Origin of the sequence: Williamsia sp., assembly GCF_036566845.1 — a bacterium.
Taxonomy (GTDB): Bacteria; Actinomycetota; Actinomycetes; order Mycobacteriales; family Mycobacteriaceae; genus Williamsia.
The window spans coordinates 36583-54909 of the sequence record NZ_DATCVM010000109.1 but is presented as its reverse complement, the minus strand read 5'-3'; the positions used below and the strand labels follow the sequence as shown (position 1 = coordinate 54909).

Here is an 18327-nt window from a genome sequence, read left to right as displayed (position 1 = left end):
TGATGGGTCAGGGGTTCGGATGGGCGATCATCGGGTTCCTGGTGCTGGGGCTGCTGTACATCCCGCAGCTGTCCACGATCTCGGCCACGTTCCCGGCAATGTTCCCGACGCAGGTTCGATATGCGGGATTCGCGATTTCGTACAACGTCGCGACTGCGGCATTCGGTGGCACGGCGCCACTCATCAACGATGCGGTGACGGCCAACGAGGGCTGGGAACTGTTCCCGGCGGCCTACATGATGCTGGCGTGCGTCGTCGGCATGATCGCACTGCCGTTCCTGCGTGAGACTGCCGGATGCTCGATCCGTGGCACCGACGTGCCCGGCGAGGAAACCGACCCCGAGAAGAAATTGGTCGGCTCCAACTGAGTTGTAACTGACAAGCGCGGCGGCAACAAGGGCACGATCGGCGGGCAATCCGCTGACCGTGCCCTTGTTGCCGTCCACCGGGCCTTTCCCCCCCGCCGAGCGTGCCGTTAACCCCGCCGAGCGTGCGCTTGCTGCCGTCGAGCGTGCCTCTGTTGCCACCGACTGTGCCGTTCTGAATCTTGGTGGAACCGGAATCGACGCTTCCGCGTCGATTCCGTATGAGGTCGGATGAGAAATCACTCTGGGGTTCGGGTGCAAGTGCGAAACTCGGGCGAACGCTATAACGCCGCGGAGGGATCAACGTGGTTCGCAGTGATCTGGCGCCTGCCGATGTGACCACAATTGACGGGATCCCGGTTTTGTCGGTGCTTCGAACTGCCTACGACCTGGGGCGTCGGCCTCCGGAATGGCGTGCGTTGGGACACCTCGATGACCTGTTGAAGGCGACAGGTCTCGAAGTGCGCGACCTGTGGAGATACATCGTCGAGCATCCTGGTATGCGCGGAATCAGGCAGATTCGCGGGTTGATTCCGCACATCGACACCAAGTCCGAATCTCCGCCGGAGAGTTGGCTGAGGTTGCTCATCAGGTGGCACATCATTCGTGTCCGGGCGGAACACTACGCGATGAACCACACCCGCGCCATCGACGAGGTTCTGCGAGAGCGCGGCTACCGTGGGTAGTCCAGCGGCGAACGATCCGAGCACCCGGCAGCACGCTCGGCGACGACAAGGGCCCGGTCGGCGGAATTTCCGCACGCTCGACGGAGATTAGGGCACGGTCGACGGAGATTAGGGCACGGTCGGCGGTGGGTGGTACGGCAGAGTCAGAGTGAGAGCAGGCGTAGTGCCAGAAGTGCGTAGGCTTTTGCCGCCGTCACCAGTTCGGTGATCGACACCGATTCGTCGGGGCGGTGGGCCTGATCGTTCAGGCCTCCCGGTCCCAGGACGATTGCCGGAATGCCCAAGTCGCGGTTGATGAAACCTCCGTCGCAGGCAGCTGTCCAACCGGTGATGGAGGTGCTGCCGCCGGCGTCGCGGATCGCGTCGGCGGCGTGACGGGCCAGCGGATGGTCGCGATCGGTCTGGAAGCCCGGCATCGCCATCGTGACCTCGACATCGACGGCGATGCCGTCCGAATCGATACCGGCATCGTTGATGGCTCCGCGAAGCCATTTCGCGACCTCGAATGCGTCTTCACCCGGCATGAGTCGCCGATCGAAACTGACGGTGGCGCTGGGCGCGACAACGGAAATACCTTGTCCGCCTTCGATGAGACCGGTGTTCCAGGTGCCGGTACCCAGCAACGGATCCGGGGACTCGAGCATGAGCCGCTGATCGGCGCGCACCAGATCGATGATGGCGGCGGCCGCGTCGATGGCGTTACGGCCGTCGGCGGGCCGTCCGGAATGGGCTGCCCGGCCGGTGATCCCGACCTCGATGTATGACGCACCGCGACACGCGATCACCGTTTCGAGGTCGGTGGGCTCGGCGACCACGCAGCCGGCGAACCGGTACGACGACGAACGGGTCACGAAGTCGCGGATGCCGATACCCAGGTCCTCCTCGTCGACCGTGCAGGCCAGCTGCACCGGGCCGGGCAAGTGCACTCCGGTGCGCGACAGGGCCGCCATCGCGATCACCGCCGCCGCGAGGCCGCCCTTCATGTCCGTGGCACCGCGCCCGTAGATCCGGCCGTCGGTGACACTGGCCTCGAAGGGACGTCTGGTCCAGCCATCGCCGGCCGGCACCACATCGGAGTGCCCGAGGATCATGAGGCCGGGAGCGGCACCGGTGCCGGGCAACGTGGCCGTCAGATTCGGCCGCCCCGGGGTCACATCCCAGGTCTCGACCGTGAAACCCAGTGCCTGGCAGGCGCGGTCGAGGACCGCCACGGTCTGACCCTCGGTACCGCCGGGATTCTCGCCGCCGGCGTCGATCAGGGACCGCGTCAGCGACACCAGCTCGGCCTCGTCGATGAGGTCGACCACCGCAGCCGCAGCCGCAGCGACAGCCGCATCAACGATCTGCTCGGTCACGAGGCGGCCACCGCCAGGTCCAGTGCGCTCTTCAGCCGGCGCACCCCCTCGTCGATCCGTTCGGGAGTGCTCGATGCGAAGCAGAGCCGCAACGCGTTACGGAAGTGTCCGCCGGGGGACAGTGCGGGTCCGGGGATGAAGGCCACGCCCTGCGCCAGCGCGATCTCGAAGAGTTCGCGGGTGTCGAGTTCGGCATACTTGCCATCCAACGTGACCCACAGGAAGAAGCCGCCGTCGGGGTTGGTGGTCGAGAAGTTCTCGCCGAGATGGCGTTTCAGCGATGCGAGCATCGCGTCGCGCCGGACGCGATAGAGGCTGCGCAGGGAGACGAGGTGGTCTTCGAGGCCGCCACGGGAGATGTACTCGGCGACGATGTGCTGGTTCGGGACGTTGGTGCAGGTGTCCATCGCCTGCTTGCCGTTGATCAGCAGCTGACGCAGCGCCGGATCGGCGTCGACCCAGCCGACGCGCCATCCGGGCGCGAGGATCTTCGAGAACGTCCGGACCGAGAAGATCAGCGGATCGTCCGGGCTCAGGGTCCGGAAGGACGGGATCTCCTCACCGGAGAAGCGAAGCAGCGCATAGGGGTCGTCGTCGATGATCAAAGCGCCCCACTTGTGGGCCAGCTCCAGCAACGCCTTCCGGCGTTCCAGGGACAACGTGACACCGGACGGATTCTGGAAGTTGGGGATCGTATAGATCGCCTTGGGTGTCCGATGGGTGCGGGCGACGAGGTCGGGGAGCAGGTCCACCAGCATGCCCTCGTCGTCGACCGGCACCTCGAGAAGGTGCGCTCCATACGACAACGCGGTGGCGCTGCCGTTGGTGTAGGTGGGGGACTCGGTGATCACCAGATCGCCCGGATCGACGAACAGCTTGCAGGCCAGGTCGAGACCCTGCATGCCGCCGGTGGTGATGACCAGCCGATCCTCGCTGGCCGGATCCGGGGTCCCGGCAAGGTATTTCACCAGCAGGTCGAGCAATCGCGGTTCACCCTCGGACGCGCCGTAGGTGAACGACGACTGATCGAGGATGCTGCCCGCGATCTCGCGGAACTCGTCGGCCGGAACCGCTTCGTCGGCCGGAGAACCCATGGCGAACCGGACTATGTCGTGCTTCTGCGCGGCAAGTAGCGACGTCGAGGAATCGATCATCGATCCCACCAGATCTTTGGCGCGGCCGGCGAGCGGGAAAGTCGGTCCGCCCGCGAGCGGGAAGTCGGTTGGTCCGTGGGAGAGTTCGGTTGCGGTCATGCGTTTTCCTCTCACTTGTTCGATCAGTCCGTTCTCTGGTCAGCTCGCCTTTCGGATGAGCTCTCTGGGGAAACTGGTGAATGTCTCCACACCGGTGGCGCTGACGCGAACCGATTCCGACAGTTCGAATCCGTAGCCGTCCATCCACATGCCACAGACGATGTGGAAGGTCATGTTCTCCTCGAGGACCGATTCGTCCTCGGTGCGGATGCTGATGGTCCGCTCACCCCAGTCCGGCGGGTACCCGATGCCGATGGAATAGCCGAGCCGCGAATGCTTTTCGAGGCCGTACTTGGCCAGCGTCCAGTTCCATGTCGAGGCCAGCTCCCGGGTGGCCACCCCGGGGGCGATGGCCTCCAGGACGTTGTTCAGGCCTTCCGCGGTGGCCCCTGCGACGTAGTCGACGTCCTTGTTGACCGGCCCGAGCGCCACGGTGCGGGCCAAGGGGCAGTGATAGCGCTTGTGAGCGCCGGTGAGTTCGACGACCACCGCCTCCCCACTGACAAACGTGCCCTCGTTCCACGTCAGGTGCGGGGTGTCGGCGGCCTCGCCGGTGGGCATCATCGGGACGATCGCCGGATAGTCACCACCGAACTGGTCGGTACCGGTGATCTGTGCCTGCGAGATGGCTGCGGCCGCATCGCATTGGCGCACCCCGATGTCGATGGTGTCGATGGCCGCCCGCATCGCCTCCGAACAGACCATTCCCGCCTGCCGCATCAATTGGATCTCCGCGACGGACTTGACCGACCGCACCCAGTTGACGAGTTCGAAGCAGTCGACGAGCTTCCACTCCGGTATTGCGTTGACGAGGGCCCGATATGCCTTGGGGGAGAAGAAGTGTGAATCCATCTCCAGGCCCACCGACCCGCCCCGCGATGCCGGGGCGATGAGGTGACGCTGGCGCAGCGCAAAGGCCACCCAGTCGAAAGGATGGACATGCGGCCGGTGCACGTAGCTCTCCGGGTATCCGACAATCTGCTCGGGCGGCAACCAGGTGGTGCGGTGCGCGCCATGGGCGTCCATCTCTCGTGCGAAGAACACCATGTCGCCGTCCATCGGCACGAACAACATCTGAGGCGTGTAGAACGACCACGCGTTGTACCCGATGAGGTAGAAGATGTTGGCCGGGTCGGTCACGATGATCGCCGACAACCCCTGCCGGTCCATCAGGCGCCGGACTCCGGCGAGCCGGTTCTGATATTCCGTGTCACTGAACAACTGGGAGCCGAGATACATCCACCAACACCTCCTTCTGCGTCTGATCTTCGTGATGCCGTCTGCGGTGCCGCGACGCTGCGGTACTGCGACGCTGCGGATTTGGAACGCTCAGGTTCGTGGGATCGCCAAGTACTTGATCTCCAGGAACTCGTCGATACCGACCCGTCCGCCCTCTCTGCCGAGTCCGGACTGTTTGACACCGCCGAACGGCGCCGCCGGATTGGACACCAGGCCGGTGTTGAGTCCCACCATTCCGACCTCCAGCGCCGCCGACATCCGAAGACCGCGGTCGATGTCCTGGGTGAACAGATATCCGACCAGGCCCCAAGGAGTGTCGTTGGCGAGCTCCAGCACTTCGTCCTCGGTGTCGTAGGGGATCACCGGTGCGACCGGACCGAAGATCTCGGTACCCATCAGGTCGGATTTTGCGTCGACATCTGCCAGCACCGTGGGGAGATAGAAGTAACCGGTCCCGATTCCGTCCGCGGAGTCCGGCCCCTGGCCGCAGACAATCGTGGCGCCGCGATCGACGGCGTCGGCGACCAGCTCCTTGACCTTGTCGACCGCCTTGCCCTCCACCAGCGGCCCGACATCGGTGCCGTCCTCGGCCCCGTCACCGACCCGCAACGAACCCATCCGCTCGGCCAGCCGGGCAGCGAACTCGCCGGCAACGCTGCGGTGGACGAACAATCGGTTGGCCGCGGTGCAGGCCTCACCCATGTTGCGCATCTTTGCCACCATCGCGCCGTCGACCGCCTTGTCGAGATCGGCGTCCTCGCAGACGATGAACGGTGCGTTGCCGCCGAGTTCCATCGACGTGCGCATGACGGTTCGAGATGCCTGCGCCAGCAGCAGCTTTCCGACCTGAGTCGAGCCTGTGAAGCTGATCTTGCGGGCCAATCCGCTGTCCATCCAGGTCTCGACCACCGACCCCGGGTCGTCGGTGGTGACAATGTTGAGTACACCGGCGGGCAGGCCTGCGATGGTGAGGATCTCGGTCAGCGCGAGGGCGGTCAGCGGTGTCAGCTCGGCAGGCTTGAACACCATGGTGCAGCCCGCGGCGATCGCCGGTCCGATCTTGCGGGTGCCCATCGCCAGCGGGAAGTTCCACGGTGTGACCAGGATGCAGGGGCCCACCGGTTCTTTGGTCACGATGATGCGGTTCTTGCCGTCGCCGGTGGTGGTGTGGTCACCGTCGATCCGCACGGCCTCTTCGGAGAACCAGCGGAAGAACTCCGCGGCGTAGGCGACTTCGCCCTTGGCCTCGGCCAGTGGCTTTCCCATCTCGGTGGTCATGATCAGGGCGAGGTCGTCTTGACGCGCGAGGATCAGTTCATAGGCGCGGCGCAGTATCTCGCTCCGCTCGCGGGGAGACGTGGCGGCCCAGGCTTTCTGGTGCCGTGCCGCGCTCTCGATCGCTGCCGCGGCATCGGTCGCGCCACCCCTGGCGACCTTCGCGATGACCTGGCCGGTGGCCGGGTTCTCGACGTCGAAGGTGGCACCGGACGCGGCCGGCTTCCACTGACCGTCGATGTACAGGCCGGTGGGCAGCGAGCCGATCAGCCCGGCCGCCAAAGCCTTTCGATCCGTGCTCAGTACCGGGGACGATGTCATCGGTGTACCTCCTTCAGTGGTGCTCTGTGGACGATCGAGTGATGGATGATGGAGTGCTCTGTGGATGGTTCGGTGGCTGCGGCCCACGCGGCCCACGCGGGTCGAGCAATTCGGCCAGATGCACCGATGGCACATCGGGCACCGTCGCGTCGGTGGCGGTCAGGTGCTGGACCGCCATCGCGCAACTGAATCCGTCCGTCAAGACCGGCGTGTGGTCGGCGTGAGCGCGCAGAGCGGGTGCCAAGGCCTGTTCGGCCACCCCCATGCTCACCTCGTAGTGGCCCTTCTCGAAACCGAAATTGCCTGCGACGCCGCAACAACCGTCGGCCTGGTGGACGGTGGTGGCGCCGAGTCTGCGCAGCACTGCCGCTTGTGTGTTCGGCCCGAAGGTCGCGTATTCATGGCAATGTGTCTGGACGGTGACCTCGGCGGGGAGCGGAACCGGGGGCTGCCATCCGCTGTCGAGGAGATGGCCGACCTCGGTGGCAAAGCTGCGGACGCGGGCGGCGACCCGCTTGGCGGCGTCGGTGTGGACGAGTTCGGGCAGGTCTTTACGCAGGGCGGCAGCGCAACTCGGCTCGGGAACGACGATCGGTCGGTCGGTGCCGTCGTCGAGCGCGGTTGCGGTGCGTTCGAGCACCTTCTTCGCGCGACCGAGTTGACCGGTGGAAATCCAGGTCAGTCCACAACAGTTGTCCGACTCGCAGCTGATCGTCCGGCCGGCACTGCCCAGCACGCCCGCAACCGCAGCCGCGACCTGCGGGCGAAAGGCCTTCGTGAACGAATCGACAAACAGAACGGTGTCGGCGGACGAGTCGATCCGGAACCCGGACATCGACGCCCGCACCTGTTTCCGGGTAGAGAACGCCGGCATCGTGCGCCGGGGGTCGAGACCGCCGGCCTTCGCGGCAACCCGGGCCAGCGGTCCGGACAGCGATTTGTTGATCAGCGGTGCCAGGGGTGCAGCGGCCTTGAGCCAGGCCGGCATCCAGCCCAGCGAGTAGTGCGACAGCGGCCGCAGGCGCCCCCGGTAGTAGTTGGAGAAGAACTCGGACTTGTACGTGGCCATGTCGACGCCGACCGGGCAGTCGGTGGAACAGGCCTTACACGACAGGCACAGATCGAGGGCTTCGCGGGAATCGGCGTCTCGCCAGCCCGCCTTGATGTCCGGTGCAGTGCGGACCATTTCCTGCAGAACCCTGGCCCGGCCACGTGTGGAATCCTTTTCGTCTCCGGTCGCCCGGTAGCTCGGACACATCACGCCGCCCGAGGCGGACCGGCACCTCCCGACTCCGATACATCCCTGTACGGCGTGCACAAAGGGGTCGAGGCCGGGCTTGCCGCCGTCGGAGAGTCCAGGCGTCCCGAGGTCGAAGGCGGTCTTCCAGATCCGGTTCGGCACATCGGCAAGAGCGAGATGGTCGTCGATCCGATCCGGGTCTACGATGCTGCCGGGATTGAGGATGCCGGTCGGATCCCAGATCTTCTTGAAGTCGGCAAACGCCGAGATGAGTTCGGGGGAATACATGATCGGCAGGAACTCCGACCGCGACCGACCGTCGCCGTGCTCACCGGATAGCGAACCACCGTGGGCGACAACCAGTTCTGCGGCCTCGGTGCAGAAGCGCCTCATGGTTGCCCGGCCTTCGTCACTGCGAAGATCAAAGGTGATGCGTACGTGCATGCACCCGGCCCCGAAGTGCCCGTACATCACACCGGTCAGCCCGTGCTGGTCGAGGAGCTGCTCGAAACCCTCGAGATACTCGGCGAGATTCTCGGGAGCGACGGCGGAATCCTCCCAGCCCGGCCAGGATTCGTACGCCCCGCCGTGACCACCCTCCTCGGGCGCGATGTCCTCCGGATCGACCAGCCGAGACGAGAGGCCGGCGCCGTCCTCGCGAATCCGCCAGAGCGAGACCCGTTGCGACGGGTCGGGCACGGTACGTCCGTCGACCAGACGACCGTTGGCGCGCAGTTTGTCGAGTAGATCCAGAGCCGCTTCCGCCGAGCTGTCCGAACTGCTCTCGTCGTCGAGATCGACGTAGAGCCAGGCATTTCCGTCCGGCAGTCCGGCGATCGAGTCGTCGCCGCGGCGAGCTCTCATGGTCGCCACGATCCGCTCGTCGATGCCTTCGATCGCCGACGGCGCGAATTCGAGGAGGGTTGGGACGTCGCGGGCGGCGTCGACCACGTTGCGGTATCCCAGGCACAGCAACAACGGCCGGGTGGCCCTAGGCACCAGTCGCACGGTCGCCGAGACCACGATCGCGCAGGTTCCCTCGGTGCCGACGAGGGCGCGGGCGACGTCGAAGCCGTTCTCCGGCAGGAGTTTGCCGAGATGGTATCCGGAGACCTGGCGTGGGATGCGTTCCATCTCGGTGCGGATGGCGCCCAGGTGCGACGCCGTCAGTTCGGTCAGGCGCGCGGAAAGCTCGGCGGCACGGTCGGCCGCGTCGGCGTCGGTGGGATCGGTGGCCACGAGGCCGGTGCGGGTCGCGGTCAGGAGCAGGCCTTCGGCGGTGACGAGGTTCAGTGATTCGACATGATCGGTGGTCCGGCCGTGGCGCACAGAGTGATTCCCGCAGGCGTCGTTGGCGATGGCGCCGCCGAGAGTGGCCCGGGACTGACTCGACGGATCGGGGGCAAAGGTGAGCGAGCCGCCGGTCGCTCCGCGGACCTCGCCCTGCAGCGCGGTCAGGACGATCCCGGCCTGGGCCACAGCCGTGCGCTGTTCGGCGTCGACGGTGAGGACCTGATTCATGAACCTGGAGAAGTCGAGGATCACGCCGGTGCCGATGGCGTTGCCGCCCATCCCGGTTCCGCCACCACGTGCGGTCAGCGTGAGGTGATTGCGGTGGCAGTACGAGGCCACCGCCGCGACTTCTTGATCAGTGCGGGGGAACACCACAACCAGCGGCGGCAGGCGGTAGTTCGATGCGTCGTACGAGTACTCGGTGCGGCGGCGCGATGAGGCATCGGCGCTCAGGCCGAGGGCGGTGAGTTCATCGCAGATGCGGTGGGGGGATGGCGCAAGATCCATGACCCTACTATCCAAGGGCCGCGGTGAGCGCGGATTCGAACCGGTTCAGCCCGGTGGCGATCTCGTCTTCGGTGACCACGAGGGCGGGGATCAGGCGTACGACATTGCCCATCGGGCCGCATGTCAGGGTGAGCAGCCGTTCGGGGACGCAGGCCTGCTGGACGGCCGCGGCCGCGGCCGCGTCCGGGGCACCGGTGTCGTTGACGAACTCGATGCCCGCCATCAGGCCGAGCCCGCGAACGTTGCCGATCTGGCTGAACTTCGGGGCGAGTTCGGTCAACCCCTGCAGCATCTGGTCGCCCCGGACACGGGCGTTGTCGACCAGGTTTTCCTCGGCGATCACCTCGAGGGTCGCGACGCCGGCCGCGGCGGCGACGGCGTTACCGCCGTAGGTGCCGCCCTGCGACCCCGGCCAGGCCTTGGCCATCATCGACTCCGGCGCGGCGATGGCCGAGATGGGGAAGCCCGAGGCGATCCCCTTGGCGGTGATCAGGATGTCCGGGGTCAGTCCGGCGGTGTGCTGGTGGCCCCAGAACTTCCCGGTGCGCCCGACACCGGCCTGGACTTCGTCGAGGATGAGGGTGATGCGGTGCTTGTCGGCCCGTTCGCGCAGGCCGGCGAGGAATGCCGGTGGGGTGGGCAGGTAGCCGCCGTCACCGAGAACCGGCTCGATCAGGAACGCGGCCGTGTCGTTCGGGGCGACCCGGGAGGCGAACAGGTAATCGAGTTCACGCAGCGCGAAGTCGACCGCGGTCTGCTCGTCCCAGCCGTACCGGAAGGCGTAGGGGAACGGGGCCATGTGGACGCCGCCCATCAGCGGTGAGAAGCCGGCGGAGAACCGGGTTCCGGCGGTGGTCAGCGTGGCTGCGGCGACGGTGCGTCCGTGGAAGCCGCCCTGGAAGACCACGATGTTGGGACGCCCGGTGGCCATGCGGGCCAGACGTACCGAGGCCTCGACCGCCTCGGACCCGGAGTTTGCGTAGAACACCGAATCCAGGCCGGCGGGCAGGTGCTCGCCGAGTTTGTCGGTGAGCTCGAGAAGTGGCTTGTGCATCACGGTCGTGTACTGGGCGTGGATGATCTTGCCGCATTGTTCCTGGGCTGCCGCAACCACTTTCGGGTGACAGTGACCGGTACTGGTCACTCCGATGCCGGTGGTGAAGTCGAGGTAGTCGACGCCGTCGGTGCCGTGGATCCATGATCCCTTGGCGTGGTCGACGACCACAGGCGTCGCTTGCTTCAGCGCGGGGCTCAGCTTGGTAGGGCTCATTGGTACACCGTGACGCCGGATTGAAGGATTGTCAACAATTGGACAGTCGGGTCGAGGTTGTCGCGTCACTGCCCTACCGTGGCCCCATGGGAACTGGACAGAACACCTTCGGCAAAGGGTCGAGCTCCGCCTCCGGCTTCGTCTCCGGCACAGGGTCGAGCTCCGCCTCCGGCTTCGTCTCCGGCACCGGACAACCGGTGGTCGCGATCCTGACTCGCGACGGATTGGACGAACCCGCGAACCTGGCGCAGATCCGCGAGGTCGCGGAGGTGCGCGTCTGCACCACCAACAGCCTGGGTCCGGCGCTCTCGGACGGGCAAGGGGCAGATGTACTGCTGCTCTGGGACTTCTTCTCCGCAGCGTTGCGGGACAACTGGGCGCAGGCGAACACCCTGCGCTGGGTGCATGTGTGTGCAGCCGGCGTCGACGCCATGCTGTTCGACGAACTCCGGTCGTCCGACGTCATCGTCACCAACGCCCACGGTGTCTTCGACGGGCCGATCGCCGAGTTCGTGCTCGGGTCGATCATCGCGCAGGACAAACAGTTCCACCGGTCACAACGACTCCAACAGCAAAAGCGCTGGGAGCGCCGCGACACCATCCGGACCGCCGGCCGCAGCGCACTGGTGATCGGCACCGGTGGGATCGGCCGGGCCGTGGCCCGATTGCTCCGGACCGTCGGCCTGCAGGTGACCGGGGCGGGCCGGACCGAACGCACCGGCGACCCCGACTTCGGGACGGTGCTGGCCACCGATGACCTTTCCCGATATGTGGGGCGGTTCGACAACGTGATCACGATTGCACCTTTGACCGAGCAGACCACGGGCCTGATCAGCGCTGAGGTCCTGGCGGCGATGAAACCGACGTCGCACCTGATCAACGTCGGCCGGGGTCAACTCGTCAACGAACTCGCGCTCATCGAGGCGATGCGGACCGGCGCGATCGCGGCGGCGTCGCTGGACGTGTTCGACACCGAGCCGCTACCCGAGCTGAGCCCGCTGTGGGACATGGAGAACGTGCACATCTCCGCCCACATGAGCGGGGACGTGGTGGGCTGGCGTGACGAACTCGCCGACCGGTTCCTCGACAACCTGCGCACGTACGCGCAGGGCGAGGCGCCGGCGAATCAGGTCGACAAGGCCCTGGGGTATGTCCGGGCGGGCTGAGATGTTTTGTCCAACCTGGGCCTATTCACAGTCGGATCTCAGACTTGGCTTCTATCTTCGGACACGTGCCTGAAATCCGACCGCGCTCGACGATCGTCGTGACGTTGTTGTGTATTGCCGGGCTGGCCGTCGCCGGCGTGGCGTTGGCCTATTGTGTCCATCTGGGTGCCCAGCGCGATGATGACACCGGGCAATCCGCAGCGGAATTCACTTACATTCCCCCGAATCAGGCGGGACTGGCCGCCGACGACGTCACGCCGGAATCCGATGAGGTGCCCGAGCAGCTCGACACCGTGCGGTCGAAGATCATGCTGTGCACGATCGACAAGATCGGTACCGACGTCTTGTCGGTCCACACCCCGGACGGCCGCAAACACCAACTGACCCTGAGCCCCGACACCCACGTGGAATCGGCCAAGGGCAACGAGGTAGCGGACCTCACAACGGGCGACCTGGTCGTGGTCAGAGTGATCGAGAGCGACACCGCCACCACCGTTGACCTCATCGTCGACGGGCGCGTATCGTCGTCGATCCCCGACAACTGACCCGTCCGGCCGCTCACCCGTCCCCGGACACCGCGGGCAATTGGTCATCCGTTCGCAGGTCAATCACAGACACCACGGTAAGCTGAGCCGTGATGACTGCCGTCTACTTCTTGATCGCCGCCGTGGCGCTCGCCGGTGCCCTCGCTCTGCTGTGGCTCGATCGCAAACGCACCACCGGCGTCCGTCAGGAACGTGCCATCTGGGGCGATGCGCACGGGTTCACATACCGCGCAACCGATCCCGACCTCAAAACCGAGTTCGTGCGGGCCGCAATGGACGTCGAGGACCACATCGAGGTCCTCGATGTCGCATACGGCACGTACTACGGCGAGGAGACGCTTGTCTTCGATCTCGCCGAGACCGCCACCATCGTCGCGATCCGGAGGACCACGGCGTCCAACGTGATCATCGACGTGCGGCACGAAAAGACCCTCGCCCCCGCCGAACCCGATGTCGAGCTACTCGGTGCGATGGGCAGGCGCGTGATGTTCTCGAGCCACCTCGACGTGGCGCGGCGGGTGTGCGACCGCCGGATGGTGGCGCTGGCCACCAACGCACCGGACTACATCCAGATCCTGTGGAACGAAGGCGCCTGGTCGCTGGGATCGATGCCCCTCACGAACGATCCCGACCGGCTCGACACCGCACTGGAAACCGTGCGCCGCTTCACCGATCTGCTGCGGGTGCTCCCGCCGGTGGTCGATCCGCAGGGCGCACCCGACCCGCGCGATCCGTCCAGCCCCACCGGACGTTCACGTCGTGGCCTCGCCGAGCCGCGCACCGAGAGCATCCGACGGGAAGACCTCCCGCAGCGGCCGCCGGTACGGCCGTCCGGCCCCGACAGCGGAACTCGTGCCCGTGACTCCGCTCCGATCCGCCGTCCGTCGGTACCCCCGGTCGGCGGCGACCAGACCGGCCGCAGCCCGGTCCCACCGGTCCGATCGTCGGGCCGGATCCCTCGCCAGCCGGGCCCACCCGGAACCGCACCCCGCCGACCTGGAGGACCCGTTGACTGACCCTGCCGCCCCCGTGATCGTTCCCGCCGGTGGGCGCCAGCGGTTGGCCGAGTTGGTGAAAGAGCTTGCGGTGGTGCACGGCAAGGTCACGCTGTCGTCCGGTGCCGAAGCCGACTACTACGTCGATCTGCGCCGCGCCACCCTGCACCACGAGGCCTCCCCGCTCATCGGCGCTCTCCTGCGTGAGCTGACCGCCGACTGGGATTACGTTGCGGCCGGCGGACTCACGCTGGGCGCAGACCCGGTGGCCACCGCGATCATGCATGCCGCCGGCCGTCCCATCAATTCATTTGTGGTCCGCAAGTCTGCCAAAGCGCATGGCATGCAACGACAGATCGAAGGCCCCGACATCGTAGGGCAGCGGGTGCTGGTTGTGGAAGACACGACCACCACCGGCAACTCGCCGCTGACCGCCGTCCGCGCACTGCGCGACGCGGGCGCGATCGTGGTGGGTGTGGCGACCGTGGTCGACCGCAACACCGGCGCCGACGCGATCATCGGCGCCGAGGGTGTGGAATACCGGTCGCTCCTGGGTCTTAGTGACATCGGTCTGGCCTGAGTGACCGAGGAAGCCGGCCCGACGGAGTGGGGCGAACCGCAAGTCGGAGTCGGCCCCTGGACCGACGAACACGGCACCGAACCACCCGCGGATCCGCGTTACGACCCGGAATTGCTCGCCGCCGGTGATCGGCGCAATGTGGTTGACGCGTACCGCTATTGGACGCGCGAGGCGATTGTTGCCGATCTGGACACCCGCCGGCATCCGTTTCATGTGGCCATCGAGAACTTCGGTCATGACGGCAACATCGGCACGGTGGTCCGAACGGCCAACGCGTTCATGGCCGAAGCCGTTCACATCGTCGGACGGCGCCGGTGGAACCGGCGCGGCGCGATGGTGACGGACCGTTATCAGCATGTGCTGCACCATGAGTCGGTACACGATTTGATGGTCTGGGCTCGCGAGAACGGGCTGTCGGTGGTTGCCGTCGACAACACCCCGGGCTCCGTCCCGCTCGAAACGGCTGACCTACCACGGGAATGTGTGCTGCTGTTCGGTCAAGAAGGGCCCGGTGTCAGTGCCGATGCGCAGGAGCAGGCCGACCTGACCGTGTCGATCGCACAATTCGGATCGACCCGATCCATCAACGCCGGTGTTGCGGCCGGTATTGCCATGCATGCCTGGATCAGCCGGCACGCCGATCTCGACCAGGCGTGGTGAACGGAAACCGGCCCTGAGATCAGCACAATAGTGAGGAGCTATGGCCGAATATCCCTCGGCGCCCCGCTGTTCACCAGTTTTCAGGGCCGATCCGGGCCTCGACTCAGTAGGGCAGGCGGACTCAGTAGATGTAGTCGTCGCCGCTGGCGCGCACGGTGATGTCGCTGATGCTGATGCCCCACGGCTGATCAATTACGTAGACAACCGATTTCGCGAGCTCGGTCGGCGTCATCGCCCAGTCGAGGGCCGGTTCGATGCGGTCGGCGTCCGTCGGGACAGGAGAGCGGTCGAGCGGGCCGTACGGCTTCAGCAGGTCCGAACTCAGATGCACCAGGTGGTCGAAGGCGAAGACGTTGCTCAACTCGGCCGGATGGTAGGTACCCAGGTCTGCGAGAACTGTTGCAGTTCACCGGTTCCCGGCTGGCCAGGTTCAAGGTTCCCCGCCGGGTTGTGTTCGTCGACAGCCTGCCGCGGACACCCACCGGCAAACTCGTCAAGCGCGACCTGAAGGATCAGCTCGTCGGCTGACCCCGAACTCGGTCAGGGTGATTCGGTGAGGTCGGAGCGTAGAGACCGCAGGGTTGCCTCGTCGATGCCCAATCCCTTCATGAAGTAGCCCTCGATGTCACCGTATTCGCTGCGCATCTCGTCGAAAGCGGCATCGAGATAGGCCTTGTCGACCCCGAGCACCGGCGGCAGGACCTCGGGGTCACCGCCGGCTTCCTCGAACTTGGCGAATGCCGGATGCAGCGCAGGCAGCAGCTGATCGTTGGTGAGCAGGTAGTCCCGGTACACATCCTCCTCGGCGACACCGAGAAGCGTGAGCAGTGATGCTGCCGCCCAACCGGTCCGGTCCTTGCCCGTGGTGCAGTGAAACAGCGCGGGGCGTTGCTCGGCGCCGGCCAGACCGAGGAACAGTGCCTTGTACGCCGTCACCGCGCTGGGCAACGTCACGATCTGGCGATAGGTGTCGGCCATCAGGCGAAACCCTTGTCCGTCGCGAAGGCGTTCGCTGAGTTCGGTCACCGCCGAGGCGTCGGTGAACAACGACCCCAGGTTGGCCGGCACCGCCGTGGACGAGTCTGCGAGCACGTCGAGGGGCAGACCGATCACCCCGTCCAGATGTGGGTCCGGCGCAGCGGACCGTTCTGCCGCCGTGCGCAAGTCGTAGACAGTCCTGATTCCGAGCCGATCGAAAGCGGGCCGCCCACTGTCGCCGAGGCGATACAACTCGGTGGAGCGGTAGACGGTCGAAGGTCTCACCCGAGCGCCGCCGGTTGTTGTCCAGCCGCCGAGATCACGCAGATTGGGAACGCCTGCGACCGTCAAAGGATGACCCGCCGTGGTGTCGGTCATGTCGTAACTCCTGCATACGTAGTTCGCCTCTGGCTCACTGCCCGAGACCGGGGACGGGATTCTTGTTACCCGTAAGGTGCCGACGCCGGATCCGGCGACGATCGGGACCTTCGCTGATCGACACTAGCCGGGTTCGGCGGGGCGGGTGGATCATTGTGTATGCGCTCGCACCCTTACCCGCTGCGGTTTTGCCCAGCCTGTTTGAATGACTTCGGATCGTCGTGACCTGATGCGGACCCACGACGATTCCGGTTGTGGGTGTGCGCGTCACCTGCAGGTCTGTTGGGACTTGATCAATCAGGGGCGCACCTGAGAAAAGACGGAGATGAACGAGTTTCCCGAGCAGTCGTCGACCCGGGCGTCATCCGGCGACGATCCGACCGACGTCGACGTCAACAAGAGGGCTTCGACCGACGCCGAAGCGGCTGACCGAGAGCACGCAGTTGAGCCCTCGGACGACTCCCCGTCCCCGGGCCAGGCCGGCGGCGAGGAACCACAGAAGGAGAGGTTTCATCGAATTCGGGGGTGGCTCAGCAAGTTCGAGCCCGTCGGACTGGTGGTCGGGCTGGTCTTCTACGCCTGGTCGATGTCACCCTCGCTCCTGCCGCGTCAGTGGAACCTACAGGCGGTCGCGACCGGTATCAGCGTGGCGATCGGCTACGGCATCGGAGTTCTGTTCGTCTGGATCTTCCGCAAGTGCGGCCTGACCCGCGAGTGGTCGCCGCAGTGGAAGCGCATCGGGTGGTATGGGATGGCGCTGGCCGCGCTGATCGTGTTGCCCCTCTTCATTTTCCTGGGCTCGTGGTGGCAGGACATCACCCGCGAACTGGTCGGGATCGAGCCCGGCAGCAACTGGGACTACATCGGAGTGTTCTTTGTTGGTCTCGTGGTCTTTTTTGTCTGTCTGTACCTCGGCCGTGGTCTCCGTGCGCTGGCACACCTCTTCAATCGACTGGTCGGCCGATTCCTCCCCGGCCCGGTGGCGATCGGGATCAGCGTCGCGGTGGTCGCGGTGGTGTTCCTCCTCGCGGTCGACGGTCTGGTGACCACCGGTGTCACCCGCATCGCCAATGGGTCGGCCAAGGTGGCGGACGAGGGCACCGCGGACGGCGTGGTGCAGCCGACCGAGCCCGAGCGTTCGGGTTCCCCCGAATCGTTGGAGACCTGGGACTCGTTGGGCCGCGAGGGGCGGACCTTTGTGGACGGTGGGCCGCGTCAGCAGCAGATCGCCGAGGTGACCGGACAGCCGGCGCAGGCGCCGATCCGGGTGTACGCCGGTCGCGCATCGGTTGACGACAGCGGATTCGAAGAGGGCCAGGCGACGGTGAACGCACTCGCCGAAGGTGTGGTGGCCGAACTGGATCGAACCGACGCATTCAGCCGCGAGTACCTCGCCGTGGTCACCACCACCGGACGAGGCTGGGTCAATCAGGATGTCGCGTCTTCACTGGAATACCTCGCGGGTGGCAACTCGGCGATCGCAGCCATGCAGTACTCCTTCCTGCCCAGCCCACTGGCGTTCATCGCGGACCGCGAAACGCCGCGTCTGGCCGGCCGGGCCTTGTTCGAGGCGGTATACGAGCGCTGGAGCAGTTTTCCCGAGAACGATCGGCCAAAACTCCTGGTGTTCGGAGAATCGCTCGGATCCTACGGTGGACAGGATGCGTTCTCCGGCGCTCAGGACATGCTCGCCCGAACTGATGGCGCGCTGTTTGTCGGAACCCCCAACTTCACCGAACAGTGGCGGCAGATCACCGATTCTCGTGATCCCGGCAGCCCCGAGATCCAGCCCGTTATCTACGGCGGGCAGAACGTACGGTTCGCCTCATCACCCGACGATCTGAATCCGCCGCAGTTGGGGCCGTGGGAGACGCCGCGGATCGTCTACTGGCAGCACCCCAGCGACCCCATCGTGTGGTGGTCACCGGATCTGTTGCTGCACAAGCCCGATTGGCTCGAGGAACCACGCGGGGATGATGTCGACAAGGGCATGACATGGATTCCGTTCGTGACGTTCTGGCAGGTCACCCTCGACCAGGTGTTCTCGACCGATGTACCGAACGGCCACGGGCACTCATACGGCCCCGAAGCCGTGTACTTCTGGAACCAGATCCTCGACCTGAACGATCAGGAACTCTCGGACCGGATCTTCGAAGCCGGTGACCAGGCGTCCCCCTGAGCAGTACCTGAGGGCAATATGCCCTCGGTGACCCGTGAGGGG

Annotated in this window: 15 protein-coding genes and 2 pseudogenes; 9 read left to right on the top strand and 8 right to left on the bottom strand. The window is 65.8% G+C overall.

The window, feature by feature from the left end:
* Both VIQ49_RS10100 and VIQ49_RS10095 read left to right on the top strand, forming a co-directional pair.
* Positions 1–368: pseudogene (locus VIQ49_RS10100) on the top strand (MFS transporter); the annotation flags it as partial.
* A gap of 302 nt (positions 369–670) precedes the next feature.
* Positions 671–1051, top strand: a complete 381-nt coding sequence (locus tag VIQ49_RS10095; protein WP_331883947.1) for a hypothetical protein — start codon at positions 671–673, stop codon at positions 1049–1051.
* Between the two features lie 143 nt (positions 1052–1194).
* On the opposite strand, the gene VIQ49_RS10090 is transcribed toward VIQ49_RS10095, so the two are convergent.
* The 6 genes from VIQ49_RS10090 to VIQ49_RS10065 form a co-directional block, all read right to left on the bottom strand.
* A complete protein-coding gene (locus tag VIQ49_RS10090) occupies positions 1195–2406 on the bottom strand; it encodes a M20 family metallopeptidase (RefSeq protein ID WP_331883945.1) in 1212 nt (403 codons plus the stop codon).
* Positions 2403–3659: a PLP-dependent aminotransferase family protein gene (locus VIQ49_RS10085; protein ID WP_331883943.1), complete on the bottom strand. Its 1257-nt coding sequence runs from the start codon at positions 3657–3659 to the stop codon at positions 2403–2405. The genes VIQ49_RS10090 and VIQ49_RS10085 overlap by 4 nt, the downstream gene beginning before the upstream one ends.
* 39 nt (positions 3660–3698) lie before the next feature.
* Entirely contained in the window at positions 3699–4898 is a 1200-nt protein-coding gene (locus tag VIQ49_RS10080) for a M24 family metallopeptidase (protein ID WP_331883940.1), read from the bottom strand.
* A 90-nt stretch (positions 4899–4988) separates the two neighbouring features.
* On the bottom strand, positions 4989–6494 hold the full coding sequence (locus VIQ49_RS10075) for an NAD-dependent succinate-semialdehyde dehydrogenase (RefSeq protein ID WP_331883937.1): 1506 nt from the start codon (positions 6492–6494) through the stop codon (positions 4989–4991).
* A 13-nt stretch (positions 6495–6507) separates the two neighbouring features.
* Entirely contained in the window at positions 6508–9534 is a 3027-nt protein-coding gene (locus tag VIQ49_RS10070; RefSeq protein ID WP_331883935.1) for an FAD-binding and (Fe-S)-binding domain-containing protein, read from the bottom strand.
* A 7-nt stretch (positions 9535–9541) separates the two neighbouring features.
* Positions 9542–10804, bottom strand: a complete 1263-nt coding sequence (locus tag VIQ49_RS10065) for an aspartate aminotransferase family protein (RefSeq protein WP_331883932.1) — start codon at positions 10802–10804, stop codon at positions 9542–9544.
* 86 nt (positions 10805–10890) lie between these two features.
* Between VIQ49_RS10065 and VIQ49_RS10060 the strand changes: the two genes are divergently transcribed.
* The 5 genes from VIQ49_RS10060 (at position 10891) to VIQ49_RS10040 (ending at position 14750) form a co-directional block, all read left to right on the top strand.
* Positions 10891–11970: a D-2-hydroxyacid dehydrogenase gene (locus VIQ49_RS10060; protein ID WP_331883930.1), complete on the top strand. Its 1080-nt coding sequence runs from the start codon at positions 10891–10893 to the stop codon at positions 11968–11970.
* Between the two features lie 65 nt (positions 11971–12035).
* Positions 12036–12515: a hypothetical protein gene (locus VIQ49_RS10055; RefSeq protein WP_331883928.1), complete on the top strand. Its 480-nt coding sequence runs from the start codon at positions 12036–12038 to the stop codon at positions 12513–12515.
* A gap of 92 nt (positions 12516–12607) precedes the next feature.
* Positions 12608–13531 (top strand): hypothetical protein, encoded by a 924-nt coding sequence (locus tag VIQ49_RS10050; RefSeq protein ID WP_331883926.1) that lies wholly within the window; start codon positions 12608–12610, stop codon positions 13529–13531.
* Positions 13524–14090, top strand: coding sequence for an orotate phosphoribosyltransferase (gene pyrE, locus VIQ49_RS10045; protein ID WP_331883924.1), 567 nt, complete (start codon positions 13524–13526; stop codon positions 14088–14090). The genes VIQ49_RS10050 and pyrE overlap by 8 nt, the downstream gene beginning before the upstream one ends.
* Positions 14091–14750, top strand: a complete 660-nt coding sequence (locus tag VIQ49_RS10040; RefSeq protein ID WP_331883922.1) for an RNA methyltransferase — start codon at positions 14091–14093, stop codon at positions 14748–14750.
* Between the two features lie 121 nt (positions 14751–14871).
* Here the strand turns inward: VIQ49_RS10040 and VIQ49_RS10035 are convergent.
* A pseudogene (locus tag VIQ49_RS10035) lies at positions 14872–14988 on the bottom strand (short-chain dehydrogenase); the annotation flags it as partial.
* A gap of 161 nt (positions 14989–15149) precedes the next feature.
* Here VIQ49_RS10035 and VIQ49_RS10030 point away from each other — a divergent pair.
* Entirely contained in the window at positions 15150–15278 is a 129-nt protein-coding gene (locus tag VIQ49_RS10030; protein ID WP_414731611.1) for an AMP-binding enzyme, read from the top strand.
* A gap of 12 nt (positions 15279–15290) precedes the next feature.
* Here the strand turns inward: VIQ49_RS10030 and VIQ49_RS10025 are convergent, their stop codons facing one another.
* Positions 15291–16106, bottom strand: coding sequence for a tyrosine-protein phosphatase (locus tag VIQ49_RS10025; RefSeq protein ID WP_331883920.1), 816 nt, complete (start codon positions 16104–16106; stop codon positions 15291–15293).
* A 325-nt stretch (positions 16107–16431) separates the two neighbouring features.
* Here VIQ49_RS10025 and VIQ49_RS10020 point away from each other — a divergent pair, with 325 nt between their 5' ends.
* Complete coding sequence (locus VIQ49_RS10020) at positions 16432–18285, top strand: alpha/beta hydrolase (protein ID WP_331883918.1); 1854 nt, start codon at positions 16432–16434, stop codon at positions 18283–18285.
* Positions 18286–18327 lie beyond the last annotated feature (42 nt).